The organism is Streptomyces parvulus, assembly GCF_014648855.1.
Taxonomy (GTDB): Bacteria; Actinomycetota; Actinomycetes; order Streptomycetales; family Streptomycetaceae; genus Streptomyces; species Streptomyces parvulus.
Genome location: NZ_BMRX01000003.1, coordinates 253,282 through 278,151, shown reverse-complemented (window position 1 = coordinate 278,151; position 24,870 = coordinate 253,282). Strand labels below are relative to the sequence as shown.

Sequence of the window (24,870 nt, the reverse complement as noted above, 5' to 3'; positions counted from 1 at the left end):
CACGAGCCCGCGCGAAGTGAGACGGGGGGTGCCGGGCGCCGGACCGACGAAGAGGAGCCGACCGGCAAACCTCGCGGAGACACGATGAAACTGCACACACGCTGTGGCCGCACGATCAACGTCACCCGGTTCGCCCCGGAGAAACTTCCCGCGCGGATGGGCCGGGTCGTCCTGGACACCTCGTTCTCCGCCCACGACGAGGACGAGCTGTGGGCGTCGCTCACGGCCGAGGAGGCAAGACGCCTCGCCGGGCTGCTGCTGTACCAGGCCGCCGCCGTGGATCCAGAGCCCCGTCCAGCCCCCGGACTGGTCGAGGTGGTGCCGGTGGTCGGGGACGCCTACGAGATACGCGTCCGTGGGCACGCCCTGACCGTCGATCAGCCGCTGTCCGACGGAGGCAAGGACACCGCGCCCACCCCGGTGGAACTGTTCGTCGCGGCGGTGGCCTCGTGCGCGGCGCATTACGCCGGCCGGTTCCTGGACCGCCACGGTGTCGGCCGTGACGGTCTGTCCGTCCGCGCGCGATTCCGGAAGGCGAACGACCAGCCGGCCCGGGTGGCTTCGCTGACCCTCACCGTCGTGGCTCCGGAGCTGCCGCCGGAGAAGGTGGCCGCACTACGCGCCGTGGTGGCCCACTGCACGGTCAGCAACTCCCTGACCAGGCCGCCGGAGACACAGCTACGGGTGATCCTCAGCTCCCCGGACGGCGCCCGTGGGCCGCTCGAAACCTGACACGGCCGACCTGCTCGCTGCCCGCGAGATTCCCGGGTGCGAGCACGCTAGTAGGGCATCGGTCGCCCCGAGGGCCTACGCAGGTCCGGCGGGTCCGGTCGGCGTGGTGGCCGCGGGCGCCTTGTCACCGGGATCCGTTGCATGACGATCGCCTCGTCTCGCTCTGCCTCCGCCGTTCACCAGCGTCACGCACCAGCGGCGACATGACGAGGGGCGATCGGCCCCTGCGCACCAGCCCGTACGGCCCGTCGTCCTGCCGGAGGGCCGAAGGTCCCCTGTCGGTACCCGCCCGTCCCTGTCCCGCCCGCCCGGGCAGTGCGACCGTGAAGGCGGCAAGCCATGCGGCACGAGGGGGGACGCGGAAGACAAGGCGGTGGAGATGATGGCACTTCCCCTGGTGGTCGGAGTCGACGGGTCGGACGGCAGTCTGCAGGCCATCGACTGGGCGGTGGACGAGGCGCTGCTGCGCCGACTCCCGTTGCGCCTCGTCTACGCCTCGCTGTGGGAGCGGTACGAGGGTGTCCGGCCGGCCGTGGGCCGGGAGCGTCCCTCGGAGCAGGTGATGGCGGACAACATCGTCGGTACGGCGGCCGAACGTGTTCGCCGGTACGGCCCGGACCTGGAGGTGTCCACCGAGGTGGTGCCCGCGGAGGCGGTGTCCGCGCTGCTGGCCGAAGGCATGCACGCCTCGGCAGTGGTCACGGGGTCACGCGGCCGGGGAGAGCTCAAAGGGGCACTGCTCGGCTCGGTGAGCCTGGCCGTCGCCGCGCGGGCCGACTGCCCGGTGATCGTGGTCCGGGGCGACAAGCCCGCGCTGTCCGGCTCCCACCAGCGTGTCCTGCTCGGCGTGGGTGACCCCGACACGAGTGGTGAGGCGGTGCGGTTCGCGTTCGAGGAGGCGGAGACCCGCGATTGCGAACTGGACGTGGTGCGGGCCTGGCGCTGCCCGGAGTACGAGATCATGGGGGTTGCGGCGCTGGCCGATACCGGGCATGAGCACCAGGAGCGGGCGTCGGCCCTGATCGACACGTTGACAGCGGACGCGGTGACGGCGCATCCCGGTGTCCAGATGCGCAGGGCGACGATCGAGGGGCCCGCCCGCAAGGTGCTGGTGGCACGGTCGGCCGCCGCCGATCTCGTCGTCGTGGGCGCCCGGCACAGGTCCGGCCACTTCGGTCTCCAGCTCGGGCGCGTCACCCATACCCTGCTGCAGCATGCGGCCTGCCCCGTGGCGGTCGTGCCCCAGAGGGCGTGACACCCGGGTCCCCCCCCGCGGCCGCGAGCCGGCCTCGCCGGGAGCCGCGGAGCACACTGGAGAGTGGGCCGACCGGCCCTGGCCCCTGGTCCCGGCTCGGGGAAGACTGATCCCGGAGAAGCGACGCGTCCTCAAGGAGTGGTCGATGATGGGCAGCGAGCGGGCCGACGGTGTGACCGAGATCAAGGTCTTCCTTCTGGACGATCACGAAGTCGTCCGGCGGGGGGTGCACGACCTGCTGGACGACGAGCCCGACATCACCGTGGTCGGCGAGGGGGCGAGTGCCGAACAGGCTCTGGCCCGGATCCCGGCGCTGCGTCCGGACGTGGCCGTACTCGACGTGCGCCTACCGGACGGCGACGGTGTGACCGTGTGCCGGGAACTGCGATCGAGCATGCCCGACCTGGCCTGTCTGATGCTGACCTCGTTCGACGACGAGGAGGCACTGCTCGACTCGATCATGGCGGGTGCGGCCGGTTACGTGCTGAAACAGATCGAGGGGTCGGACCTGGTCTCGGCGGTGCGTACCGTGGCCCGCGGACAGTCCCTGCTGGACCCGAGCGCCACCACGAAACTGATGGCGCGGCTGCGCGGCGGTCAGGAGCCCGAGGAGCCGGACGCGCTGCCCGGCCTGACCCAGCGGGAACGCGACATCCTGGCGCTGATCGGAGAGGGGCTCACCAACCGGCAGATCGGTGGGCGGCTGTACCTGGCGGAGAAGACGGTAAAGAACCACATCTCCCGCCTGCTCGCCAAGCTCGGGGTGGAGCGGCGCATCCAGGCCGCGGTGATCGCCACCCAGGCCCGGGACCGCATGCGGGCCGAAGGACAAGGACACTGACCCGCCGCGGAAGGCCCGCCCCGGGCGTTGCGCGGAACCGGCCGACTCCCATGTCGAGGTCTCCTGGGAGCCGCTACCGTGGAAATGTGCGGTGGGAGAGCCGTACCGTCCATGGGCGCACGGAGGCCGGTGGTGGGAGAACCCGAGGGGGCGCGGGAGGTTCGGCTGCCTCAACTGCGGCTGGACGAGCTGCTGGGTGAGTTGCAGGCCCGGCTCGACGCTGCCCGCGGCACTCAGGACCGGGTGCACAGCCTGCTGGAGGCGGTGCTCTCGGTCGGCCGGGAGCTGGACTTGGAGCAGGCGCTGCGCGGCATCGTGGAGGCCGCGGCGACGCTCGTGGACGCCGAGTACGGCGCGCTGGGCGTGATCAGTCCCGACGGCCGACGGCTGTCGGCCTTCCACACCGTGGGGGTGAGCGACGAGGAGATCGCCCGCATCGGCCCTTACCCCGAGGGACACGGCATCCTGGGCGAGCTGATCAGACACCCGGAGCCGCTGCGCCTGGCCAAGCTCTCCGATCACGCCGCCTCCTACGGGTTCCCGGCGCACCATCCGCCCATGAACACCTTCCTCGGCGTTCCCATCCGCGTCCGCGATCACGTCTTCGGCAACCTCTATCTGACGGAGAAGCGCGACGGACGGGAATTCGACGAGGACGACGAGTCGGTGCTGGCCACCCTCGCGGTGGCGGCCGGCGTGGCGATCGACAACGCCCGGATGTACGAGAGATCCAGGCTGCGTGAGCGCTGGCTCGAGGTGAACGCGGAGATCATGCACACCCTGATGTCCGGTGCCGACCAGAGCGACGCACTCAGGCTCATCGCGGAGCGGGCTCGGGAGATCACGGTGTCCGACCTCGGGGTGGTGGCCCTGCCCGTCCCCGGTACCGAGGATCTGGCGGTGGAAGTGGCGATCGGCCGCGAGGCCGATACCTGGCGCGGACTGGTGCTGCCCGTGGAAGGCAGTCTCGTGGGCGCGGCGTACGCCCGCAAAGCGCCGGTGAACAGTCCCGACGTGGCCGACGACGAGCGGATCTCGGTGGGCCCGCCGCGCTTCGCCGGTCTGGGGCCCGCGGTGGCCGTACCGGTGGGTGCGGGTGAGCGTCTGCGCGGCGTGGTGCTGCTGGTGCGAGCGGCGTCCGCTCCCGGGTTCACCCAGGAGGAGATGGGATCACTGCAGGTGTTCGCCGCCCAGGCCGCCGTCGCCATGGAACTGGCGGAACGCCGCCGGGACGCGGAGCAGATCGCGTTGCTCGAGGACCGTGACCGCATCGCCCGGGATCTGCACGACCTGGCTATCCAGCGTCTGTTCGCCACGGCGATGACCCTGCAGAGTGCGGGGCGCTTCATCCAGCACGACAGGGCCGCGGAACGGGTACAGCGGGCCGTGGGCGATCTCGACGAGACAATCAAGATCATCCGCTCGACGATCTTCGGGCTGCGGTCCAGGGAGGATGACAGCACGTCGTCCGGGCTGCGGGCCCGCGCGGTCCGCGCGGTGGCCGAGACGGCGCCGGCACTGGGTTTCGCCCCCGGAATCCGGATGGAGGGCCTGCTCGACACGCACGTACCGAAGGACACCGTCGAGCACCTCGTCGCAGTCCTGACCGAGTCCCTGACCAACGTCGCGCGCCACGCCCACGCCGGCCGTGCCGACGTCGTCCTGGAGACGGACGGCACATGGGTCCGGCTCACGGTCTCCGACGACGGGGTCGGCATCCCGCCCGGCGGTCACCGCAGCGGACTGCGCAACATGGCGGAACGCGCGCGGGGGCTCGGCGGAGAGATGCACCTGGAGAGCCCCGAAGGGGGAGGGACCCGGCTCGTGTGGCGGGTGCCCGTGGCGGGCGAGGCCGCCGGGCCGACCCCCTGACCACCGCGGGCAGCGGATCCGTTCACGCCGGCGGGTGAGTCACCCGGGCCGGAATCCGTTGGCGCCGTGCCGGGACGAGAGAGAGACCTCCGGACCGTAACCGAGGCGAATCGCCATCTGCGGCCGGGCGCGGCACGGATGGGTCGGGCCACCGAGCCGGCCGCGCAGGTCGGCCCACTCCACGGCCTGGTACAGCAGGGAGGCCCGCACGCCGGACGCGGTTGCCAGCAGGAGTACGCGTTCCAGTGCCTGGCCGGCGCGCAGCCAGTCCTCCCGGCGATCGTGGGCCGTGGTGAGAACCGCGAGCTGTGGTGGTCTCTCCAAGGGGCGGGCCGGCAGGACGTCCGGACGGTGGTGAGCACCGAAGGCGGGCGACGGCCTCCGGTGCCAGGCGCCCGGCGGCCCCGTTGGGCCGCGCGGCAAGCGGCGGCCGTCGGCGGCGTGGGCGAGGTGCTTCCGGTTCCGGCGTTCCCCCTCCCTGGTGGCGCTGAGAACGCGCTCGGTCTCCCGGTGCCCTGTGAAGAGCAGATCCGCTCCCTCCGTCCGGGCCGCGTCGGCCAGTTCGCCGCGCAGACTCATGGGCAGCGCCACGCCGGAGAAGGGAAACCGGCTGCTGTGCCGGTGCCAGACGGCGTCGTACGACCCGGGTGCCACCGTCCTGCGGGTGGCGTCGGCGAGCCGGACCGCGGCCAGCAGATCGGGGCGGTCGGGGCGGGGGAGCAGCAGTGTCACCGGTTCCCAGCCCAGATGGACCGCGGCGACGCGCAGGTTGAAGACCGCACAGCCCACCGCCAGATGGACGGCGCGTGCCGTCGGGGCGGCGCGGGGCAGCGCCCGTGCGGCAGCGGCCCTGAACTCCAGGGTGCAGGTCTCCGGTTCGAGGCCGAAGCGCCAGGGGTGGGTGTCGTGCAGGCTTGGAGCGGCGACGGCCGCGGAGATCAGTCGTTCCAGGGCCGGGGCGTCGAGTGTCGGCGAGGTCATCTCGGCTCCTTCCCGATCCGTCGGCGACGTGGGCCGGCCCGGCAGGTGTGTCACTTCTCAGCCTCGTGCCCGTGGCCGGGTCCGGGGGAGGGGGCGTCCGGTCCCCTCCGGCGCCATCCGGCCCGCTACCGCACCGGGCTGCCGAACGTCCCTGTCACTAGGGGCCGTTGAGCCTCGCGCCAGGGACCTCCGGCGTCAGGTGTGGCGCCGGTCCCCCTGTCAGGGTGAGGGTCGTCCGGAACAGACCGGACCCTCCCCGAAGGGATCACCGTCATGGTCGTGCACGACCACCCTCACCGGCGCACGGGCAGCCGTTTCCTGCCCGTCCGGAGGAGCCGGACCACGTCCGAGCCCGAGAGCACCCCGCCCGAGAGCACACACAACGACGGCAAGAGGGCCTACGCCATGGCCTCGATCCGCCTCATGATGGGATTCGTCTTCCTCTGGGCCTTCCTCGACAAGGCGTTCGGTCTCGGCTACGCCACTCCTTCCGGCCGGAGCTGGATCAGCGGCGGCTCACCCACGGAGGCCTTTCTCGGTCGCGTGGCCGTCGGGCCCATGGAGTCGACCTTCCACTCCTGGGCCGGAGCGGCCTGGGCGGACTGGCTCTTCATGCTCGGCCTGCTCGGCATCGGTCTGGCGCTGACCGCCGGTGTGGCCCTTCGCCTCGCGGCTCTGGCCGGCACCGTGATGATGGCGCTGATGTGGGTGGCCGAGTGGCCTCCCGCGCGGCACCTGTCGGACGGCGCTCCCAGCATGTCCACGAACCCGTTCGTGGACTACCACATCGTCTACGCCGCCGTCCTCGTCGTGCTGGCCGCGGCGTCCGCCGGCGACGCTGCCGGCCTCGGCCGGCCGTGGGCCCGGCTCCCGGTCGTCCGCGACCGGAGGTGGCTCCGCTGAAGAGGACCGGTGGGGCGGGTTCGGAAACGGAGCCGGGGCCTGCCCATCGTCCGGCGCGGGACCCTCGGCCGCATCACGGGGACGAGCGGCCCTCGCCCCGGGAGGCGGCCTCGGCACACGCTGAAAGCAGGGAGAACCGACACAGGAGGTGTGCAGCATGACCCGCATGATCGCCGTAGGGATCGACGGTTCGCCCGAGAGCCGCGCAGCCGCTGAATGGGCGGCGCGCGAGGCCGGGCTGCGCGATGTGCCGGTACGCCTGCTCCACGTCTGGGAGCCGGTGCCCGAGCCCATGGCCCAGGCTCCGCTCCTCGGAGCCGACACGCACCAGCACTGGACGGAGCGTGTCCCGCGGGAGACGGCCGTAGGACTGAGGCGCCGCCATCCCGGCGTCGAGGTGACCAGTGATCAGCTGTCCGGCCGGCCGGCGGACGCACTGGTCAAGTCGAGCGAGGGGGCGGAGCTGCTCGTCCTCGGATCGCGCGCCCTCAGCGGACTCGGCGGCTTTCTCGTCGGCTCCGTCGGACAGTCAGTGATCGCCCACACCGAGACCCCCGTGGTCCTCGTGCGAGCAGGCGAGCAGGCGGCCGACGAACACGTCATGGACCCCGCGGGAATCCCGTCCGCGGCCACCGCCTTCCGGCCCGTCGTCGTAGGGATCGACAGCGACAGCCCCGAGGACGGCGTCCTGGACTTCGCCTTCGAGGAGGCGCGGCGCCGCGGCACGGCACTGCACGTGGTCAGCGGCTGGCAGCTGCCGCCGTACTACCCGTACGTGCTGGCCGCGGGCGCGGCACCCGAGGAAGGCATGGCCCGCAGGAAGGCGTCCGACCTCACCCGGGTGCTGCTGCCCTGGCGGCAGAAGTACCCGGGCGTCGAGGTCGTCGAGGTCTCCCGCTCCGGCAGCCCCGCCCGGCACCTGGTCGACGTCTCGCACGACGCCTCCCTCCTGGTCGTCGGGCGACGTGTTCGGCACAACCCCTTCGGCGCGCACATCGGCGCCATCACCCACGCGGTGCTGCACCACTCCACCGCCCCCGTCGCCGTTGTCGCGCATCCCTGACGTTTCCCTGGCGCGAGGAGGAGGGATCATGTACCTGCCGCTGGTGGTCGGCGTCGACGGCTCCGAACCCAGCCTGCGGGCGGTCGACTGGGCGGCCGACGAGGCCCTCTTGCACGGGCTTCCCCTGCTGGTGCTCTTCGCGAGCCGATGGGAGCGGTACGAGGGGGACGCTCTCGCCCGCGAACTGGGCAAACCGTCGGCGCGTGTGCCGGCGGACGACATCCTGCGCGCCGCCGCCGGGCGCGCCCGGCGGCTGCACACGGACCTGGTCGTCACCACCGAGACGGTGCCCGACGAGGCCGAGCACGCCTTGGTGTGCGCGGGACGCAACGCGTCCATGATCGTCTTGGGCAGCCGCGGCCGGAGCGGTTTCGCGGACAGGCTGCTGGGTTCCGTCTGCCGGATCGTGGCCGCGAGCAGCGACTGCCCCGTCGTGGTGCTGCGCGGCGACCACGACAACCGGGCGGACGGCGGACGGCGTGACGGTCTCGTCGTCGGCATCGGAGAAGCGCCCGCCTCCGTCCTGCGATTCGCCTTCACCGAGGCACGCGCGCGCCATGCGCCTCTGACAGCCGTACGGGCATGGCGCTGCCCCACGCCCGAGACGGTGGACAGCCCACTTCTCACGGGCGAGCCGGCCCGCGTCTACGAGCAGCGGGCAGCCAGGGAACTCGAAGCCGCGCTGGAGGACGCACCGGCCGACGTCACCGTGCGCCGGCGCACCGCCGAGGGGCCCGCCCGCAGCGTGCTGCCCGGCGCCTCGGCCGAAGCCGATCTGCTGGTCATCGGCCGTCGCACCCATGCCAGGCTGGGCCGCGTCGCCCACACGGTTCTGCACCGTTCGTCGTGCCCTGTCGTCATCGTGCCCGAGCGGCCGCGAGAGCGCTGAACGGGCCGCCAGGGCCCGGTTCGGGGGGGCCGACGAGCGGCATGCGGGGGCCGACCGGCCCAAGCGGGCTTCACGAACCCCGCGACAGCCTGGAGACATGGGGCAATCCCCGTCGTAGCGACGGTCGTGGGCCCCTCGGCGAACCGACGACGAGGCCCCCGGACGCTCCCGAACACAGAGAGGGTGAGCATCGCGATGAAGGGCTATGTGTTCCATGGGCCGGGTCGGTCCGCGTGGGAGAACCTGCCCGACCCGGATCTCAAGGACCCGACCGACGCCGTGGTGCGGGTGGACGCGGTCACCATCTGCGGAACGGACCTGCACATCCTGAAGGGAGACGTCCCCGAGGTGCGCCCCGGAACCGTCCTCGGCCACGAGGCCGTCGGCGAGATCGTCGAGGTCGGCACCGACGTACGCACCGTGCGTCCCGGAGACCGCGTACTGGTCTCCTGCATCACCGCCTGCGGACGGTGCCGTTACTGCCGTGAGGGTGTCTACGGCCAGTGCCTCGGGGGAGGCGGCTGGATCCTCGGCCATCTGATCGATGGCACGCAGGCGGAGTACGTCCGGGTTCCGTTCGCCGACCTCTCGGTGCACCCCTTGCCGGGTGCCGTCACCGACGAGGACGCCGTGCTGCTGGCCGACATCTTCCCGACGGCCTACGAGGTCGGCGTGCTCAACGGACGCGTCCGCCCCGGGGACACCGTCGTCGTGGTGGGCGCCGGGCCCATAGGGCTGGCGGCCGTCGCCACGGCCCGGCTGTTCGCGCCCGAACGGATCATCGTCGTGGACCTGGCCGCCGTCCGGTTGGAGGCCGCCCGCAAACTCGGCGCCGAGGCCGTGGCCGATGCACGGGAGACCCCGGAGCAGCTGGTGGCCGACCTCACCGGGGGCCTCGGGGCCGACGTCGTCATCGAGGCGGTCGGGGTACCGGAGACGTTCGAGATGTGCACCCGCATGGTGCGCCCCGGCGGGCACGTCGCCAACATCGGCGTACACGGAAAGCCGGCGAGTCTGCATCTCGAGGACCTCTGGATCAAGAACGTCACCATCACCACCGGTCTGGTCGACACCCACTCCACACCCACCCTGCTGCGCATGGCCGCGTCCGGCCGGCTCCCCACCTCCCAGCTGGTGACCCACACCTTCCCGCTGGAGCGCATGGAGGAGGCGTACGAGGTCTTCGCGGGCGCCGCCGACACCGGCGCCCTGAAGGTGGTCCTTGGAGGCCCGCGGCACGATGTCGTCGCCGGCACCGTCTGACTCGACCCCCGTCGGACGCGTCCGTGACGCCGGGCGCGTCCGAACCACAGGTGAGAGCGGTTCACGAACAAGAGACGGCGGGCCGATGTACCGCAACGACGGATTCCTGGAACTGGGCAGGCAGGAGTGCCTGCGCCGGCTGTCGACGGCGGATGTGGGCCGGGTCGTCTTCACGCGCGACGCGCTACCGGCGGTACTGCCGGTCCACTTCTCGGTGGACGGGGACGGTGCCGTTCTACTGCGGACCTCGGCGGCGTCCGAGATGGCCCGCGCCGTCGACGGAGCGGTGATCGCCTTCGAGGCGGACGAGGTCGACGCGGCGGCGCACTCCGGGTGGAGTGTCGTCGTCACCGGACCGGCCTCCGTGGTGACCGACCCCGTCGACCGGCAACGCCTGATCCGAACCGGCCCTCGCTCGTGGGTCGCCCGGCCGGCCGACCTCTTCGTACGGATCGAGCCGGAACTGGTGACCGGACACGAACTCCGCGGCGGGCAGGACTCGTACGGAGTGTCCTGGCCGCCCTGAGCCAGACCCGAGGGGGTTGGGGGTACCTGTCACACCCTGCGCGGCCGGACAGCGCCGGCCGCGCAGGGTCGCGACACACCGGTCAGGGGGTGTTGCTCACCACGGCCTCACGAGGCCCGTCACGTTCGACCCTGCACTCGACGTCGACCACGCCCTCCACGGCGCGGACCAGACGGGCGGCGACGGGGACGAGAGACGTGTCCCGGAAGGGCCCCGTGAGCGTGACCACGCCGCCGGCCACCGACACACGGACAGGACTGGACGCGCCCGGGAAGAGGATCGGCAGGACGTCGTGCTCGACCTCGTCCGCAATCTCCTCGTCCGTGCGCAGGAAGACACGCAGCAGATCCCCCCGACTCACCACACCCTCCAGCAGGCCCTCCGAGCTGACCACCGGCAGTCGCTTGACCCTCCGCCGGGCCATGATGCGGGCCGCCTCCGCCAGCGTGGCGTGGGGATGGACCGTGACGGCAGGCGCGGACATCACGTCGGCCGCGGTCAGCCCTCCCGCCTTGGCCAGGTCGGCCAGACGGCGCATCTGGGTGAACCGGTCCGGGTCGCTGTCTCGGAACTCCTCCTTGGGGAGCAGGTCGGCCTCGGAGACGACGCCGACAACCCGGCCCTCCCCCTCCAGCACGGGGAGGGCACTGACCTTCCACTGCTGCATGAGCGCGACGACCTCCTTGAACGGGGCGTCGCGGCCCACGGCCACGACGGTGTGCGTCATGACGTCGCTCACGACGCGCGGACTGCCGTACAGCATGGTGTTCCTCCCTTGCGAAGTGGACGACACCCGGGTCACAGGAGGCTTCCGCTCCCGTGCGGGCCGTACAGGTCGAGCAGCCTGATCCGCGCCGCGTGCAGCCGGTGGGCGACCACGTTGCCGACCCAGACGGCGACCGCACGGCCGAACGCCGGATCCTGGGCGCACAGGGCACGCACTGCCTCGGCGTCGAACTCCCAGGCCCGAACCGGGGTCATCGCCTCCGCGCCCAGGTGCCACCGGTAGGGCGGGAAGTGCCAGGACCAGCCGACGAGTTCCCCGTGGCCGAGCGACTCGACGACGGCTGCCCGGCGGCCGGGAACACACAGATCGAGGGTGACGCTGCCGGTACGGACGATCCAGAACCGGTCGGCACGCCCGCCCTCTTCGAAAAGGCGCGCGCCCGCCGCGAAGGACACCTCGCGAGCGGCCCGCAACAGCCGTTCACGGTGCTCCGTCGGGAGGCCCGCGGCCAATGTGGTGGTGGAGGTCATCGCTCCGCTCCCTGCCTCTCGGGGGCGCGCGGTCAGGTGGCGTCCAGCGATACCTCGCCTCCGCACGCCGGCCGGGCGGCGCGCCCTTCACTGATTCCAGGCTGTTCCCGGGCGAGGTCGGTTGCCATGGGCTGCCCGGGCCGGACCTTTGGCCGTTTGGCCCTCACTGCGAGGTCAGTCCGAGCGCAGGTGTCTGCTGAGGTCCGAGGTCAGTTCCGACAGCCGTTCGGAGAACACGGCGCGCCCCGGCCGCGGATCTCGGATGAGCAGTGTGTCGGCGGGCAGGTCTTCGAGGTCCGCCGTCAGGCGTGCCTGTCCCTCCGGCAGGGTGTCCGGTGGAAAGAGACGCCGTCCGTCACTCATGACCGTGCGCAGCAGCGGCTCCGCCCCGGCCGGCCCGGGCTCGTCCGAGAGTGCGATGACGTCGTCACCATCGGGACGGCGGAAAACCTGTTTGCGCCCTGGTGACGTCACTTTGGCGGACGACAGCTTCATGACCGGACGGCCGTCGTACTCCACGAGTTTGTAAGCCGAATCCAGATAGGGGGCGTCGGCCGAAGTACCCACCCGGGTGCCGACCGCGTACACGTCGATGGGCGCCCCGGAGCGGACCAGGGAGTCCACGCCGTATTCGTCCAGGCCGCCGCTGGCGACGACGCGGACTTCGGGGAGACCGGCGCTGTCCAGCTCGGCACGTGCACGACGGGCGAGAGCACCGAGGTCGCCGCTGTCCAGCCGTACGGCGCAGCCTGGTCCACGCCGCAGATCGCGCAGGACACGAGCCGCGGTACGGACCCCCCGTACCGCGTCGTACGTGTCCACAAGGAAGGTCACGGGTCCCGGGTGGGCACGGGCGAAGGCGCGAAAGGCCGCCTCTTCGTCCGGGAACGCCTCGACGTAGGAATGCGCCATCGTTCCTGACGCGGGCAGCCCCCAGCGGACCGCCGCCGCCACGTTACTGGTCCCCGCGAACCCTGTGAGCGCCGTGGTGCGAGCGGCTTGCATCCCGGCCGAGGTCCCGTGGGTGCGGCGCAGTGAGAAGTCGACCACCGGACGTCCCGAGGCGGCCAGGACGGACCGTACCGCTTTCGACGCCACGGCGGTCTGGTGCGATACCTGGTTGAGCAGGAAGGTCTCCACGAGTTGGGCCTGAGCGAGCGGCGCGGTGACCTCCAGCAGTGGTTCTCCGGCGAACATCACACGGCCCTCGGGTACGGCTCGGACCTCGCCGGTGAACGTGATGCCGCACAAGCCCGCCACGTCGGCGTAGGGGCGATGCAGCGCGGACGCGAAGTCGCCCACGTCCGCGGAGGTGATGCGAAAGGCGCTGAGGTACTCGAGTGCCGGCTCCGTGCCCGCGCTGACAAGGAACCCGCGTTCGGCGGGCAGGTCGCGCACGAACAGACTGAATGTCGCGGACCCGCTCATGTCCTCATGCAGATAGGACAGGGCCATCGTGACCTCGTACAAGTCCGTGGTGGTCACATCCGACATGGTTCTCGCCCGCCCGTAGCCGCTCGTGCCCGGTCAGGACCAGCCTCACCGGCGTCCCCACTCCGCGGCAAGGGCCGTCCGGCAGCTCCCTGTCGCCGGTCGGCCCACGCGGACATCGCCTGCGTCAGTCCGGCTCCATGTAGGGTCGCCGAAATACTTTCGCCTGCTCCGAACCCCACGGCCGGACGGCTGCCAGAGCCTGAGCGACCGCCGATCCCAGAGAACCGCTGGTATCGACGTCGATCGCCTCGGGCCAGGGCTCTTCCCTGGCCGCCATGGCCTCGGCCACACGGAGATCGGCATCCGATGCGCCGGGGGCACGGGTCGTCAGGCGGGCCGCCGCCATGTCGCCGGGCACATGGCAGTGCAGGGCCACGAGGCCGGCGTCCGCCTGGTCGGCGGTGCGCCGCGCCGCCTCGCGCTGGGCCGAGTCGGTCCACGTGGCGTCCAGAACCACGGATTCGCCCCTGGCCAGGAGAGCCCCCGCGCGGTCGAGCAGTGCGGCGTAGGTTCTGGCCGTCCACTCAGGGGTGTACACGCCCTCGCCGTATTCGGCCGCCGCGGTCTCCTGCGGGGAGAGCCCCGCCATCTCCTTGCGCAGACGGTCGCTGCTGAGCAGCACCGCTCCCAGACGGTCGGCCAGCGCGCCGGACAGCGTGGACTTCCCGGTGCCGGGAAGCCCGGCCACGAGCGTCAGTCCGACGGCCGACGTCCTCAGATGACGCAGGGCCATGACGGCGAGCTGTCGTGCGGTCGCCTGCGCTCCGGGCGCGCCCTGCCGGGCCTGGATCATGGAGACCTTGGCCCGGACGAAGGCACGGTAGGCGACGTAGTGGTGCCACAAGGACTGCGGTGCGGGATCACCGGAGTACTCGCTGTACCGGGCGAGGAAGAACGCCGCGGACTCGGACGCTCCCAACAGTTCGAGGTCCATGGCGAGGAACGCCGCGTCGTCAAGACCGTCGACGTACCGGAGAAGGTCGTCGAACTCCAGGCAGTCCAGGATCCGCGGCCCGTCGTCGAGGCAGAAGATGTCGTCGGCGAGAAGGTCACCGTGCCCGTCGAGCACCCGGCCCTCTTCGACACGAACGTCGAACAGGGGTTTGCGGCCCGCGAGATAGCGACCGACCAATCGCTCGATCTCACTCAACTCGTCCCGCGCCGCGCCCTCGGCGGTCATGGCGTCGACTTGCGCCAAACTGGCTTCCCAGCGCGTTGCCAGGGCATCCCGCGTGCCCTGTTCCGTGATGCCGGGCCCTCGGGGCGCGGCGGCGTGCCAAGCGGCGAGTTGCCTGGCAACGGCCCGCAAAGCGTCGTCGACCGGGGCTTCGGCCCGGACCAGGTGCGAGAGCCGACGTTCGCCCGGCATGCGGCGCATCACCACAAGCGGCTCTGCCTCCTGCTCACCTGGTGTCCGGAGCTCTCCCAGGCCCGTGTACACGTCCGGCGAGAACCGCCGGTTGAGTTCGATCTCGCGCTCACACACGGCGCGGCGCGACGACAGCGCGGTGTAGTCCAGGAAGTCCAGCTTCACCGGCTTCTTGCGCTTGTACGCGCGATCTCCCATGAAGAAGACCACCGCGGTGTGCGTCTCACGGACCTCCGCGCGCTGTGCCGCCGCGGAGTCCCCGTGGCGCCCCGGATCAGACACAGCGAGCCCTTCGGGTCTCCGGACCCGCGATGACAGCTGGTGACATCACCGGTGGCCTCCGCGGTCTCGGCATCGTGCGCTCTCCCTCGAACAAGTACCTCACAGCCCTCTTTGTGCTGCATCCGGACCGGCTGCTCCGATCCCGGCTCTCACCTGAGGTCGGGCGGCGCTTCTGTTTCCAGCGCGGCCCGCCCTGCCTCCAGCCGAGCCACCGGGACCCGGAACGGCGAGCAGGACACGTAGTCGAGGCCGGCGGTGTGGAAGAAGTGCACCGACTCGGGATCCCCACCGTGTTCGCCGCACACGCCCGTCTCCAGGGAGGGCCGAGCGGAGCGGCCCTCGGCGACCGCGATCTCCACGAGGCGTCCGACGCCCTCGCGGTCGATCGTCTCGAAGGGCGAGGCGGTGAAGACTCCCTTGTCGAGGTAGGCGGAGAAGAAGGCCGCCTCGACGTCGTCGCGGGAGAAGCCCCAGGTGGTCTGGGTGAGGTCGTTGGTGCCGAAGGAGAAGAACTCCGCGTCCTCGGCGATCCGGCCGGCGGTGAGCGCGGCCCGCGGCAATTCGATCATCGTGCCGACCGGGCAGTCCACCGGGACGCCGGACGTGGTGGACACGTCGAGCAGGACGCGGTCCACCTCCTCGCGTACCAGCCGGAACTCGGTGACGTCCCCGACGAGCGGGACCATGATCTCGGCCCGAGGGCTGCCGCCCGCCCGGACGCGTTCCACGATTGCCTCGGCCACCGCCCGGACCTGCATGGCGACCAGCCCGGGAACCACGAGGCCGAGACGGACGCCGCGCAGCCCGAGCATCGGATTCTCCTCGTGCATGCGGTTCACGGCGTCCAGCAGCTCGGCGTCGTGCCCGTCCGGGGTCTCGCCTCGGGCCTCGGCGGCGGCGAGGCGGGTGGCGAGCCCGAGACGGTCGGGGAGGAACTCGTGCAGGGGCGGGTCGAGCAGGCGGATGGTGACCGGAAGCCCGTCCATCGCCGCGAGGATGCCCGTGAAGTCCTGGCGTTGCAGCGGCAGGAGGTCCTCGAGCGCCCGGTCGCGGTCTGTATCGCTCCCGGCGAGGATCATCCGCTCGACCAGCCGGCGCCGCTCGCCCAGGAACATGTGCTCGGTGCGGCACAGGCCGATGCCCTGGGCGCCGAACCGACGGGCGCGCGCGGCGTCCTCGGGGGTGTCGGCGTTGGCTCTGACCTCCAGCCGCCGTACTTCGTCCGCGCGGTCCAGGGCACGGGTGACGGCGCGGACCAGTGCGTCCGGCATCCCGTCGGTGTCGTCGGCTCCGGTTTCCAGCCGCCGCATCACCGTGGAGTCGACGAGCGGCACCGCTCCGCTGTACACGGTGCCCGCGGAGCCGTCCACGGAGAGCACGGCGCCCTCCTCGACGACGGTGCCGTCCCCGGTGGTGAGACGCCGGGCCGCGGTGTCCACGACGACGTCCTCCGCACCGCAGACGCAGACCTTGCCCATGCCGCGTGCGACGACGGCCGCGTGCGACGTCTTGCCGCCCCGGCTGGTCAACACCGCCCGGGCCGCGACCATGCCGGGGAGATCGTCCGGATTGGTCTCCTGGCGCACCAGGACCACCGGCTCACCCGCGGCGTGGCGCCGTACGGCTTCCGCGGAGTCGAAGACGGCGGCGCCGACCGCGGCACCCGGCGAGGCCGGCAGGCCGCGCGCGAGCGGTTCACCCGTCGCGGTGGCGTCGAAGCGGGGGAACATCAACCGCGCCAGTCCCTCCCCGCTCACCCGCGACAGGGCCTCGTCCGCGCCGATGAGGCCCTCGTCCGTCAGGGCGGCGGCGATGGCGAAGGCCGCTTCGGCGGTGCGCTTGCCCACGCGGGTCTGCAGCATCCACAGCTTCCCGCGCTCGATGGTGAACTCGATGTCGCACAGGTCGCGGTAATGCCGTTCCAGCGTCCGCATGTGCTCCCGGAGCTGCTTGTAGGAGGGCGGGTCCAGTCGCTCCAGCCCCGCGAGTGGAACGGTGTTGCGGATGCCGGCGACGACGTCCTCGCCCTGGGCGTCGGGCAGGTAGTCGCCGTACAGCCCGGGCCGTCCGGTGGCCGGATCGCGCGTGAAGGCGACGCCGCTGCCGGAGTCGGCCCCGAGATTGCCGAAGACCATGCGTTGCACGTTGACGGCGGTTCCCAGGTCGTCCGGAATGTGCTCGCGGCGCCGGTACAGCCGAGCCCGTTCACCGTTCCACGACAGGAACACGGCCAGGACGGCACGCCGGAGCTGGTCTGCAGGGGACTGCGGGAACTCCTCGCCGGTCTCGCCCCGAATGAGCTCCTTGTACGACTCCACGAGCCCGGCAAGATCGGCGGCGTCGAGGTGCACGTCGTCCGGAACTCCCCGCAGCACCTTCAGCCGGTCCAGCGCCTCTTCGAACAAGGGGGCCCCGACGCCCATCACCGTGCTGCCGAACATCTGCACGAGGCGACGGTAGGAGTCCCAGGCGAAGCGCTCACTTCCGGACGCCTTCGCCAGCCCGTAGACCGAGTCGTCGTTCAGCCCGACGTCGAGGATGGTCTCCATCATGCCGGGCATGGAGAACCGGGCGCCCGAGCGGACGGACACCAGCAGCGGATCGTCCCGCTGTCCCAGGCGCCGGCCGGCCGCCTCCTCCAGCCCGGCCAGGTGTGCGGACAGCTCGCGTGTGAGACCCGCGGGCTCCGTGCCGGTGGCGAGGAAGTCCCGGCATGCCTCGGTGGTGAGGGTGAAGCCCGGTGGGACCGGCAGCCCGAGCCGGGTCATCTCGGCCAGGTTGGCGCCCTTGCCGCCGAGCAGGCCGGCCTTCTCTCGCCCGCCGTCGGTGAAGTCGTACACGTATCGGACCATGACGCCCGCTCCTCGGCTCGGAGAGTGTGTGCCGTTCCCAGCGTCTCCCCGCCGGTCGGCGCGGTGCGAGGGCCGTCGGTCCCACGAGGGGGGCCGGTCGGTCCTCGTGTCCCGACCCGGCGCGTCCCCGTACCCCGCTGGGCCCGGACACCTGGAGGCGGTGCATGCCTCCGCCCTCCACACACATCGAGGCGACGAGCCGCGGCACGGCGGGAACACCGGCCCCGGAGGACGGCCCGTTCGGCCCAAGCCGCGACGGCCTCGAAAGGTCACCCTGGCCGTGTGGGGATCTCCACCCCCATGCGCGGGAGGAAACGATGTACGGCTCCGACTACACCGTGAGTGACGTCATGACCCGCTCCGTCGTGGCGCTCACCGCCGGGGCGCCCTTCAAGGACATCGTGCGCACCGTGCGGACCCGGCGGATCAGTGCCCTCCCCGTCGTCGACGTGGGGAACCGCGTGGTCGGGGTCGTGTCCGAGGCTGACCTGCTGCGCAAGGAGGAGTTCCGCGACAGCGATCAGCAGGTGTGGCGCGGGACCGGTTCCGCCTCGGCCCGCGACAAGGCCCGAGGGGTGACGGCGGCGGACTTGATGACGTCTCCCGCCGTCACGGTGCACGCCGACGAGACCCTGGCCGGAGCCGCCCGCGTCATGGCGCGCCGTGGCATCAAGCGCATGCCTGTAGTGGACGCCGACGGCGTACTGCGGGGGATCGTCAGCCGTGGTGACCTGCTGAGAGTCTTCCTGAGGCCGGACCAGGAGATCGCCGAGGAGGTCCTGCGCGAGGTCACCCGCGGTCGTCTCCCCGACAGCGCGGGTGCGCTTCGGGTCGGCGTCCACGACGGCGTGGTCACCCTCGCCGGCGAGGTCGGCGACCCCGCTGTCGTCCCGCTGGTCGAAGGACTGACGCGCTCGGTCGAGGGCGTGGTCGACGTCCGTTGTGAGCTGAGCGGTCCCCGTCACCGATCGGCGGACGGGACGGCGTCGGGGGCGGATTCCTCGGGTGGCGACAAGGATGCCGCCCATCGGCGAGCGGACGAGGAGACGACGGTGAACGACCGAGCACCATCCGACGAGCAGGTGATCGGCCTGGTCGGCGACGCTGTAGCGGCCCCGTCGATGCACAACGCGCAACCCTGGCGCTTCCGCTACGTGCGGCACACCCGGACGTTCGAGCTCCACGCGGACTACGACCGCGCCATGCCGTATTCGGATCCACGGACCCGGGGTCTCCACATCGGCTGCGGTGCCGCCCTGCTGAATCTGAGGGTGGCCCTGGCCGACGAGGGCTGGCGGGCGGAGACCCGGCTGCTGCCCCACCCCGAGCAACCGTCGCTCGTCGCGACGGTCCGGCTTTCCGGGCGCGGTGGCGGTGACCGCGATCTGGCCGCGCTGCACGGGGCCGTCGCCGAACGGCACAGCAGCCGCTTCCCCTTCGAGGAGAGGCGGATCCCCGACAGCCTGCGCGGCGCGCTGGCCGAAGCGGCCCGCCGCGAGGGAGCCACCTTGGTCTACCCGGCATCGTGGCACCTGCAACAGGTGCTGGATCTCGTGCGCGAGGCCGAGGCCCGTGGTCTCACCGACAGCGAGTCCGACCGGGAACTGGCGGAATGGACGCGCACCGATGCTCCTTCGGTGAACGGCGCGGTCGACGGAGTACCGGCGTATGCCTTCGGCCCGGTCCGGAGCGGGGGCAAGGCACCCATGAGGGACTTCGCCGGCCCGCGCCGGGTGAGCGGGCGGAACAGCGCGGTCTTCGAAGCCGCCCCTCAGATCGCCTGCGTCAGCACCACGCACGACCGCCCGGAAGACTGGGTGAAGGCAGGCCAGGCCCTGGAGCGCGTCCTGCTAATGGCCACGGCCGAGGGCCTCGTCTGCTCCCTCGCCACACAACCTCTAGAACGGCCCGACCTGCGGTGGCTGCTTCGCGATCCGAAGACCGGCGCGGGACAGCCGCAGATGCTGCTGCGGCTGGGATACGGCCCTGTGGGCCCTCGTACACCCCGTCGCCCCGTGGCCGACGTGCTCGAACTCCACCGTTGAGACAGCAGGGGGCGCTCGCCCCCGACGTGCCCCAGAGGGTCTCAGACCCTGTGGCTGCCGGTGATTGTCCTGCGCTGGCGGACCGCACAGGTCTCTGGTCCCCTGAAAGGAGGCTGACCAAAATGGGGTGGACCATCGTGTCAGGGGATCGTGGACGCTCGGATGCAGGCACCGAAGCGGCCTCCGGCGAGGAGCGTGTGGCGGCTCGGATAGCCGTGCTCCTGGAGCGGCTGGGCATGTCCAGAAACGAGCTGGCCGTGCGGGCCGGCATGTCCCTGGTGTACCTGCGCGAGGTGGAGAACCGGGCGGGGGACTTCGACCCCGATGCGCTCGCGCGGCTCGCCCGTGTGCTGCAAGTACCGCTCGAAGAACTCACGGCGGGACGGCCCGACGCGCCGCCCGGCAGGGGAACCGGGGTCTCCCGCCCGGTTCTGCAGCGCCTGTCCGAGCAGGAATGCTGGCAGCGGCTGGGAACGCACGGAATCGGCCGCATCGCCCACTCGGCCGGTTCGGTCGGTGGCGCGCCAGTAGTGGTCCCGGTCAACTTTCTCGTCGACGAACGAAGCATCGTCTACCGCACGGATCCGGAAGGCGCGGCCGGGGTCCGTGCCGGCACCCAAGTCGCCTTCGAGGTCGATCACATCGACGAAGACACCGGCGCGGGCTGGAGTGTTCTGGTCACAGGCACCGTCGAGCACCCGGCAGACCACGACGCGCTCGAAGCCGTCGCCCGCCGCCTCGGGGCGGGGCCGTGGGCCGGGGGCAGGCGCGACTTGTGGGTTCGTGTCCGGCCGGGCGAGGTCAGCGGCCGTGTCATCCGGCAGATGCCTACGAAAGAGCCCCCTCTACGGGGTCCCTCAGCTCCGTAGAGGGAGGCAGGATCTTCGACGCGCCGGCACGGGGTCGAACAGGCTGACGCAGAGGTGCTGCCGCCACCGTGACGCGGAGTACTCGCGTCCGCGTCACACTGGAATCAGAACGCTCGTTCGAGGGCGCTACCAAGGGAGGATGGCCGTGATGCGGGGCGTGGCGACGAACGAACCGGCGCCGGAGGAACCGCTGACCGGGGTGTTCGTCTACCGAGTGGAAGAGGACACCTGGTGGTGGTCCGACGACATGTACCGACTCCTGGGCTACGTTCCCGACGAGGTGGTTCCGACCAGCGAGCGGTTGCGGGAACATCAGGATCCGGACGACCGGGACAGAGTCGCTGGCGCGTTGGACGCCGTACGAGCTGACGGCAAGCCTTTCGGCTGTTACCACCGGCTGAAGGACGTTGCCGGTGAGGACCACGCCGTCGTCCTGGTGGCCGACGGCCGGACCGACGAGCAGGGCAGTGTGGTCACGGTGCGGGGATTCATCGTCGACGTGACCCAGTCGGTTGTCACCCATGCCAGAGACCTTGCCGAGAGCGATGTCACCAGGGCTCGGGCCAGCCAGGAGGACATCGATCTGGCGCGCGGCATGCTGATGGCCCAATACGGTGTCGACGCCGCGGTCGCCATGCGTCTGCTGCGTCGGCTGTCCCAGCAGACGAATCGCAAGCTGCGAGACCTGGCACGGGAACTGCTGGCAGCGGCACCCACTCCGACGGCGGAGGCTCGGCAGGACCTCTCGCGGCGCGTCGGCTCGGTTCTCTATCCCGGAAACGTCGACTGAGTGAAAGGCGGCGCGGTCTGTACCGGGTGACGGTTCGGTGTCGCCCAAGGCGTTTCGTCCCGCGACCCAGGTGCGCGCCCTGGCGGGTTTCCCGTTCAGCCTGTCGCCGGCGCGGTGTTCAGTCCTCCGATCCCGCGAGGGAGGCGAGGGCCGCGTCGAGGCGGCGGGTGGCTTCCTCGGCCACGGGTGCCATGGCGTCGAGGCCGGTAAGGGTGACCATGGTGCCGGGATCGACGGCTTGCACGATCACGTGGTCCCCAGCGGACCGGACGACAACGTTGCAGGGCAGCAGCAGCCCGATCGAGCGGTCGGCCTCCAGTGCCTGGTGGGCCAGGGGCGGGTTGCAGGCCCCGAGGATCAAGTAGGGCTCCATGTCGTGGCCGAGCTTGGCTTTCAAGGTCGCCTGCACGTCGATCTCGGTCAGGACTCCGAATCCCTGGTCGGCCAGGGCACGGCGGACGTCCTGCTGCACTCGGTCGAAAGGTGCCTGGACGGTCACGGTGCGGTCGTAGGGCATGTGACTTCCTCCTCAACTCTCACTGCGGCGTGGTTCGAGTGCCCGCATCGGAGCCCCGCTGCGCCGGTCGCCACTCTCTGAAATATACCCCCCGGGGTAAAGGTGTTAGGGTCGATTACATACCCCCGGGGGTAATTTTCGTGCGGAAGGAGTGTCGAGGTGTTCTTCGTTGACGTGATCGAGCTGGAGGGTCTGGGCAACCGCAGCTACATCGCCGGCGGTGAGTCGGCGGCGGTGGCGGTCGACCCGCCGAGGGATATCGACCAGGTGCTGGCTGCCGCGGCGCGGCGAGGGGTGCGCATCTCGCACGTGGTGGAGACCCACATCCACAACGACTACGTCACCGGTGGCCTGGAGCTGGCCCGGATCACGGGCGCCGTGTACCTGGTGCCCTCCGGTGCGCACGTCTCCTTCGCCAGGACCCCCGTCGCCGACGGAGACGAGGTCGACATCGACCCCGTCGCCGGTCTGAGTCTCACGGCCGTCGCCACGCCGGGGCATACGCCGCACCACACCGCCTACGTCCTGCGGGAGGCGGGCCGAGCTGTCGCGGCCTTCACGGGCGGCTCGCTGCTGATCGGCACGGTCGGCCGCCCCGACCTCGTGGAGCCGAGGCTGACCGAGCAACTGGCTCGCGCTCAGCACTCCTCCGCGCACCGGCTCGCCGACACCCTGCCCGACGACACCCAGGTCCTTCCCACCCACGGGTTCGGCAGCTTCTGCTCCTCGGCGCAGGCGGACGGCGAGTCCACGACGATCGGCAAGGAGAAGGCCGCGAACACGGCGCTGACCGTCGAAGTGGAGACTTTCGTCGCCGATCTGCTCGCGGGCTTGGAGGACGTGCCCGCCTACTACGCGCACATGGGACCGGCCAACGCGGGCGGCCCCGATCCGGTCGACATGACCCCGCCCTCAGTGGCCGACCCGCACGAGATCGCCGCGCGTCTGGCGGCGGGGGAGTGGGTCGTGGACCTGCGCAGCCGGATCGCCTTTGCCGAAGGGCACGTGGCCGGCTCGTTCAACTTCGAGGCGGACGGGAAGCTGGCCACCTATCTGGCCTGGATGATCCCGTGGGGCAAGCCGGTCACCCTGCTCGCCGAGACGGCCGGGCAACTGGCTGCGGCACAGCGGGAACTGGTCCGCGTCGGCATCGACCGGCCGGCCGCCGCGGCGACCGGTGGTCCCGCCGGGTGGCTGCGGGAGAGCGAGAGCCCGGCTTCGTTCCCGCGGGCGACGTTCGCGGAACTCGCGGACCAGGACCGCGACGGGATCGTGGTGCTGGACGTACGCCGTGACTCCGAGCGTGCCGAGGGCTGGATCGCCGGTTCGGTCCACCTTCCGATCCATCAGGTGCACCAGCGCCTTGGTGAAGTACCGGACGGCACCGTCTGGGTGCACTGCGCGGGCGGCATGCGCGCGGGCATCGCCGCCTCGCTCCTGGATGCCGCCGGTCGCCAGGTTGTCGCCGTGGACGACGGCTTCGACGCCGCCGCAGACGCCGGGCTGGACGTCGTCACCGGCTGAGCGATCTCAGCGGGGCCCGTGTCCGGGGGTCGTAGAAGAGCGAATGGCGAGAGAAAGGCGAAAGTGCTGATGTTCGTGTTCCGAAAGAGCGAGAGGCGTGTGTCCGTGGACGAGGCGCGCACTCGCACCGGTGGTGAGCCGCCCGAGGCCGTTCTGCTGGACGTGCGGGAGCGGCCCGAGTGGAAGGCCGGGCACGCCCCCGGCGCCCTGCACGCTCCGCTGACGGCCCTGGCCGCGGGCGCGTCCCTGCCCGTCGGCGCGCAGGGGCGTCCGCTGGTGGTGATCTGTCGCAGCGGTCACCGTTCGCAGCAGGCCGCGAAGCTGCTGGCCGAACGCGGCGCGGACGCGGTGGACGTGAAGGGCGGCATGAACGCGTGGGCCGCCGCCGGATACCCGGTCGTCGACGAGCGCGGGAACAGCGGCTCGATAGCGTGAGCACCCTCGTCCTCGCCCTGATCGCCGGGGCCGTCATCGGCCTGGCCCTCGGCGCCCTGGGCGGCGGTGGCAGCGTGCTCGCGGTCCCCGCTCTGATCTACCTGCTCGGCTTCTCCCCGGCGTCCGCGACCACAGCAAGCCTGATCATCGTCACCGCGACCTCCGCCACCGCCCTCTACGCCCACGCCCGCGACGGCACCGTCACCTGGAAAGCCGGGGCGCTCTTCGCGGCGGCAGGCATCGCGCCGGCCTTCCTCGCAGGCGCCGCAGCGGGCCACCTTCCGGCACAGGTGCTCACCGGAGCCTTCGCCGCCGTCGCCGCCCTGGCCGCAGTGCGCATGCTCCGCCCGACCGGTTCCGAGCCACCGGAGCGGGTACGCCCCGCCAAGGCGGTCGGCGCCGGCGCCGGACTCGGCGCGGTGACCGGGTTCCTCGGCGTCGGCGGCGGCTTTCTCGCTGTCCCGGCCCTGGTGGGCGCTCTGGGTTTGCGGATGAAGCAGGCGGTGGGCACAAGCCTGCTGGTCATCACCGTCAACTCACTCGCGGCGCTCACCACGCGAACGAACGCGGGCGGGGACCTGCGCTGGGAGGTGATCGCGCCCTTCACCGGCGCGGCGATCCTGGGCGCCTGGGACGGCAAGCGTCTCGCCACGAAGATCACCGGAGAGAGGCTGCAACGCGTCTTCGCGTTCGTTCTGCTGTCCGTGGCGGCCGTGATGCTCATCGACGTGGTCGTGTGAGCCGCCCTGCCGGCGCGTCCTCGCGGTGGGATCAGGCCAGGGACAGGAACAGCTTCTCCAGCCGGCCGCGCATCTCGTCGCGGTCCTCGGGAGTGCGGCTGCCGTTCTCCACCTCGGTCAGGCACTGCTGGAGCCCGGTGGCGATGATCGCGAACCCGGCCCGGTCCAACGCCCGCGACGCGGCAGCCAGTTGCGTCACGACCTCCTCGCAGTCCCGGCCCTCCTCGATCATCCGGATCACCCCGGAGATCTGCCCCTGCGCGCGACGCAGCCGGTTCAAGACCGCCTTCAGCTCCGCGGCCGCCAGATCAAGCTCCATCTTCACTCCTCATCGCATACCCCCAGGGGTAATATACTCCCCCTTCGGGGCC

23 protein-coding genes and 1 pseudogene are annotated in these 24,870 nt (G+C 71.4%); 16 read left to right on the top strand and 8 right to left on the bottom strand.

The window, feature by feature from the left end; all coding sequences use genetic code 11:
* Positions 1-84 precede the first annotated feature (84 nt).
* From IE108_RS06760 to IE108_RS06745, 4 genes are all read left to right on the top strand, one after another.
* Positions 85-732 carry an OsmC family protein gene (locus tag IE108_RS06760; RefSeq protein WP_107420072.1) on the top strand — a complete coding sequence of 216 codons (648 nt, stop codon included), beginning with the start codon at positions 85-87 and terminating at the stop codon, positions 730-732.
* A gap of 379 nt (positions 733-1,111) precedes the next feature.
* Positions 1,112-1,987, top strand: coding sequence for a universal stress protein (locus IE108_RS06755; RefSeq protein ID WP_229851685.1), 876 nt, complete (start codon positions 1,112-1,114; stop codon positions 1,985-1,987).
* A 145-nt stretch (positions 1,988-2,132) separates the two neighbouring features.
* A complete protein-coding gene (locus tag IE108_RS06750) occupies positions 2,133-2,828 on the top strand; it encodes a response regulator (protein WP_064726610.1) in 696 nt (231 codons plus the stop codon).
* A 132-nt stretch (positions 2,829-2,960) separates the two neighbouring features.
* Entirely contained in the window at positions 2,961-4,700 is a 1,740-nt protein-coding gene (locus IE108_RS06745; RefSeq protein WP_373296923.1) for a sensor histidine kinase, read from the top strand.
* A 39-nt stretch (positions 4,701-4,739) separates the two neighbouring features.
* Here the strand turns inward: IE108_RS06745 and IE108_RS06740 are convergent, their stop codons facing one another.
* A complete protein-coding gene (locus IE108_RS06740; protein WP_064726608.1) occupies positions 4,740-5,681 on the bottom strand; it encodes an Acg family FMN-binding oxidoreductase in 942 nt (313 codons plus the stop codon).
* Between the two features lie 273 nt (positions 5,682-5,954).
* Between IE108_RS06740 and IE108_RS06735 the strand changes: the two genes are divergently transcribed.
* From IE108_RS06735 to IE108_RS06715, 5 genes are all read left to right on the top strand, one after another.
* On the top strand, positions 5,955-6,584 hold the full coding sequence (locus IE108_RS06735; RefSeq protein ID WP_064726607.1) for a DoxX family membrane protein: 630 nt from the start codon (positions 5,955-5,957) through the stop codon (positions 6,582-6,584).
* 157 nt (positions 6,585-6,741) lie between these two features.
* Entirely contained in the window at positions 6,742-7,647 is a 906-nt protein-coding gene (locus IE108_RS06730; protein WP_064726606.1) for a universal stress protein, read from the top strand.
* 28 nt (positions 7,648-7,675) lie between these two features.
* The gene (locus tag IE108_RS06725; RefSeq protein WP_064726605.1) at positions 7,676-8,536 is read left to right on the top strand and encodes a universal stress protein; all 861 of its coding nucleotides are present in this window, start codon (positions 7,676-7,678) and stop codon (positions 8,534-8,536) included.
* 195 nt (positions 8,537-8,731) lie between these two features.
* The gene (locus IE108_RS06720; RefSeq protein WP_064731648.1) at positions 8,732-9,799 is read left to right on the top strand and encodes a zinc-dependent alcohol dehydrogenase family protein; all 1,068 of its coding nucleotides are present in this window, start codon (positions 8,732-8,734) and stop codon (positions 9,797-9,799) included.
* An 85-nt stretch (positions 9,800-9,884) separates the two neighbouring features.
* The gene (locus IE108_RS06715) at positions 9,885-10,325 is read left to right on the top strand and encodes a pyridoxamine 5'-phosphate oxidase family protein (RefSeq protein WP_064726604.1); all 441 of its coding nucleotides are present in this window, start codon (positions 9,885-9,887) and stop codon (positions 10,323-10,325) included.
* A gap of 82 nt (positions 10,326-10,407) precedes the next feature.
* Here IE108_RS06715 and IE108_RS06710 read toward each other — a convergent pair whose 3' ends face one another.
* The 5 genes from IE108_RS06710 to ppdK form a co-directional block, all read right to left on the bottom strand.
* Positions 10,408-11,088, bottom strand: coding sequence for a CBS domain-containing protein (locus IE108_RS06710; protein WP_064726603.1), 681 nt, complete (start codon positions 11,086-11,088; stop codon positions 10,408-10,410).
* Between the two features lie 35 nt (positions 11,089-11,123).
* Positions 11,124-11,582 carry a cyclic nucleotide-binding domain-containing protein gene (locus IE108_RS06705; RefSeq protein ID WP_064726602.1) on the bottom strand — a complete coding sequence of 153 codons (459 nt, stop codon included), beginning with the start codon at positions 11,580-11,582 and terminating at the stop codon, positions 11,124-11,126.
* Between the two features lie 174 nt (positions 11,583-11,756).
* The gene (locus IE108_RS06700; RefSeq protein WP_064726601.1) at positions 11,757-13,076 is read right to left on the bottom strand and encodes a nicotinate phosphoribosyltransferase; all 1,320 of its coding nucleotides are present in this window, start codon (positions 13,074-13,076) and stop codon (positions 11,757-11,759) included.
* Positions 13,077-13,200: 124 nt separating this feature from the next.
* Positions 13,201-14,727 carry a bifunctional aminoglycoside phosphotransferase/ATP-binding protein gene (locus IE108_RS06695; protein WP_064726600.1) on the bottom strand — a complete coding sequence of 509 codons (1,527 nt, stop codon included), beginning with the start codon at positions 14,725-14,727 and terminating at the stop codon, positions 13,201-13,203.
* 149 nt (positions 14,728-14,876) lie between these two features.
* On the bottom strand, positions 14,877-17,579 hold the full coding sequence (gene ppdK / locus IE108_RS06690; RefSeq protein ID WP_064726599.1) for a pyruvate, phosphate dikinase: 2,703 nt from the start codon (positions 17,577-17,579) through the stop codon (positions 14,877-14,879).
* Between the two features lie 164 nt (positions 17,580-17,743).
* Here ppdK and IE108_RS35390 point away from each other — a divergent pair.
* From IE108_RS35390 to IE108_RS06670, 4 genes and pseudogenes are all read left to right on the top strand, one after another.
* A pseudogene (locus IE108_RS35390) lies at positions 17,744-18,517 on the top strand (CBS domain-containing protein); the annotation flags it as partial.
* Between the two features lie 114 nt (positions 18,518-18,631).
* Positions 18,632-19,624 (top strand): Acg family FMN-binding oxidoreductase, encoded by a 993-nt coding sequence (locus IE108_RS35385; RefSeq protein WP_418361222.1) that lies wholly within the window; start codon positions 18,632-18,634, stop codon positions 19,622-19,624.
* A gap of 122 nt (positions 19,625-19,746) precedes the next feature.
* A complete protein-coding gene (locus tag IE108_RS06675; protein WP_079163431.1) occupies positions 19,747-20,493 on the top strand; it encodes a pyridoxamine 5'-phosphate oxidase family protein in 747 nt (248 codons plus the stop codon).
* A gap of 139 nt (positions 20,494-20,632) precedes the next feature.
* A complete protein-coding gene (locus tag IE108_RS06670) occupies positions 20,633-21,283 on the top strand; it encodes a PAS and ANTAR domain-containing protein (RefSeq protein ID WP_064726598.1) in 651 nt (216 codons plus the stop codon).
* Positions 21,284-21,401: 118 nt separating this feature from the next.
* On the opposite strand, the gene IE108_RS06665 is transcribed toward IE108_RS06670, so the two are convergent.
* Positions 21,402-21,800, bottom strand: a complete 399-nt coding sequence (locus IE108_RS06665) for a DUF302 domain-containing protein (RefSeq protein ID WP_064726597.1) — start codon at positions 21,798-21,800, stop codon at positions 21,402-21,404.
* Positions 21,801-21,959: 159 nt separating this feature from the next.
* Between IE108_RS06665 and IE108_RS06660 the strand changes: the two genes are divergently transcribed.
* The 3 genes from IE108_RS06660 (at position 21,960) to IE108_RS06650 (ending at position 24,499) form a co-directional block, all read left to right on the top strand.
* The gene (locus IE108_RS06660) at positions 21,960-23,324 is read left to right on the top strand and encodes an MBL fold metallo-hydrolase (RefSeq protein WP_064726596.1); all 1,365 of its coding nucleotides are present in this window, start codon (positions 21,960-21,962) and stop codon (positions 23,322-23,324) included.
* 69 nt (positions 23,325-23,393) lie between these two features.
* Entirely contained in the window at positions 23,394-23,759 is a 366-nt protein-coding gene (locus IE108_RS06655; protein ID WP_189397592.1) for a rhodanese-like domain-containing protein, read from the top strand.
* Complete coding sequence (locus tag IE108_RS06650; protein ID WP_064726595.1) at positions 23,756-24,499, top strand: sulfite exporter TauE/SafE family protein; 744 nt, start codon at positions 23,756-23,758, stop codon at positions 24,497-24,499. Before IE108_RS06655 ends, IE108_RS06650 begins: the two co-directional genes overlap by 4 nt.
* 31 nt (positions 24,500-24,530) lie before the next feature.
* On the opposite strand, the gene IE108_RS06645 is transcribed toward IE108_RS06650, so the two are convergent.
* Complete coding sequence (locus IE108_RS06645) at positions 24,531-24,818, bottom strand: metal-sensitive transcriptional regulator (RefSeq protein ID WP_064726594.1); 288 nt, start codon at positions 24,816-24,818, stop codon at positions 24,531-24,533.
* Positions 24,819-24,870: the final 52 nt, after the last annotated feature.

Coding starts and splice junctions, on each gene's coding strand:
- IE108_RS06760 (WP_107420072.1), top strand. CDS start 85: ATGAAACTGCACACACGCTGTGGCCGCACGATCAACGTCACCCGGTTC.
- IE108_RS06755 (WP_229851685.1), top strand. CDS start 1,112: ATGATGGCACTTCCCCTGGTGGTCGGAGTCGACGGGTCGGACGGCAGT.
- IE108_RS06750 (WP_064726610.1), top strand. CDS start 2,133: ATGATGGGCAGCGAGCGGGCCGACGGTGTGACCGAGATCAAGGTCTTC.
- IE108_RS06740 (WP_064726608.1), bottom strand. CDS start 5,681: ATGACCTCGCCGACACTCGACGCCCCGGCCCTGGAACGACTGATCTCC.
- IE108_RS06735 (WP_064726607.1), top strand. CDS start 5,955: ATGGTCGTGCACGACCACCCTCACCGGCGCACGGGCAGCCGTTTCCTG.
- IE108_RS06730 (WP_064726606.1), top strand. CDS start 6,742: ATGACCCGCATGATCGCCGTAGGGATCGACGGTTCGCCCGAGAGCCGC.
- IE108_RS06725 (WP_064726605.1), top strand. CDS start 7,676: ATGTACCTGCCGCTGGTGGTCGGCGTCGACGGCTCCGAACCCAGCCTG.
- IE108_RS06720 (WP_064731648.1), top strand. CDS start 8,732: ATGAAGGGCTATGTGTTCCATGGGCCGGGTCGGTCCGCGTGGGAGAAC.
- IE108_RS06715 (WP_064726604.1), top strand. CDS start 9,885: ATGTACCGCAACGACGGATTCCTGGAACTGGGCAGGCAGGAGTGCCTG.
- IE108_RS06710 (WP_064726603.1), bottom strand. CDS start 11,088: ATGCTGTACGGCAGTCCGCGCGTCGTGAGCGACGTCATGACGCACACC.
- IE108_RS06705 (WP_064726602.1), bottom strand. CDS start 11,582: ATGACCTCCACCACCACATTGGCCGCGGGCCTCCCGACGGAGCACCGT.
- IE108_RS06700 (WP_064726601.1), bottom strand. CDS start 13,076: ATGTCGGATGTGACCACCACGGACTTGTACGAGGTCACGATGGCCCTG.
- ppdK (WP_064726599.1), bottom strand. CDS start 17,579: ATGGTCCGATACGTGTACGACTTCACCGACGGCGGGCGAGAGAAGGCC.
- IE108_RS06675 (WP_079163431.1), top strand. CDS start 19,747: ATGGGGTGGACCATCGTGTCAGGGGATCGTGGACGCTCGGATGCAGGC.
- IE108_RS06670 (WP_064726598.1), top strand. CDS start 20,633: ATGGCCGTGATGCGGGGCGTGGCGACGAACGAACCGGCGCCGGAGGAA.
- IE108_RS06665 (WP_064726597.1), bottom strand. CDS start 21,800: ATGCCCTACGACCGCACCGTGACCGTCCAGGCACCTTTCGACCGAGTG.
- IE108_RS06655 (WP_189397592.1), top strand. CDS start 23,394: ATGTTCGTGTTCCGAAAGAGCGAGAGGCGTGTGTCCGTGGACGAGGCG.
- IE108_RS06645 (WP_064726594.1), bottom strand. CDS start 24,818: ATGGAGCTTGATCTGGCGGCCGCGGAGCTGAAGGCGGTCTTGAACCGG.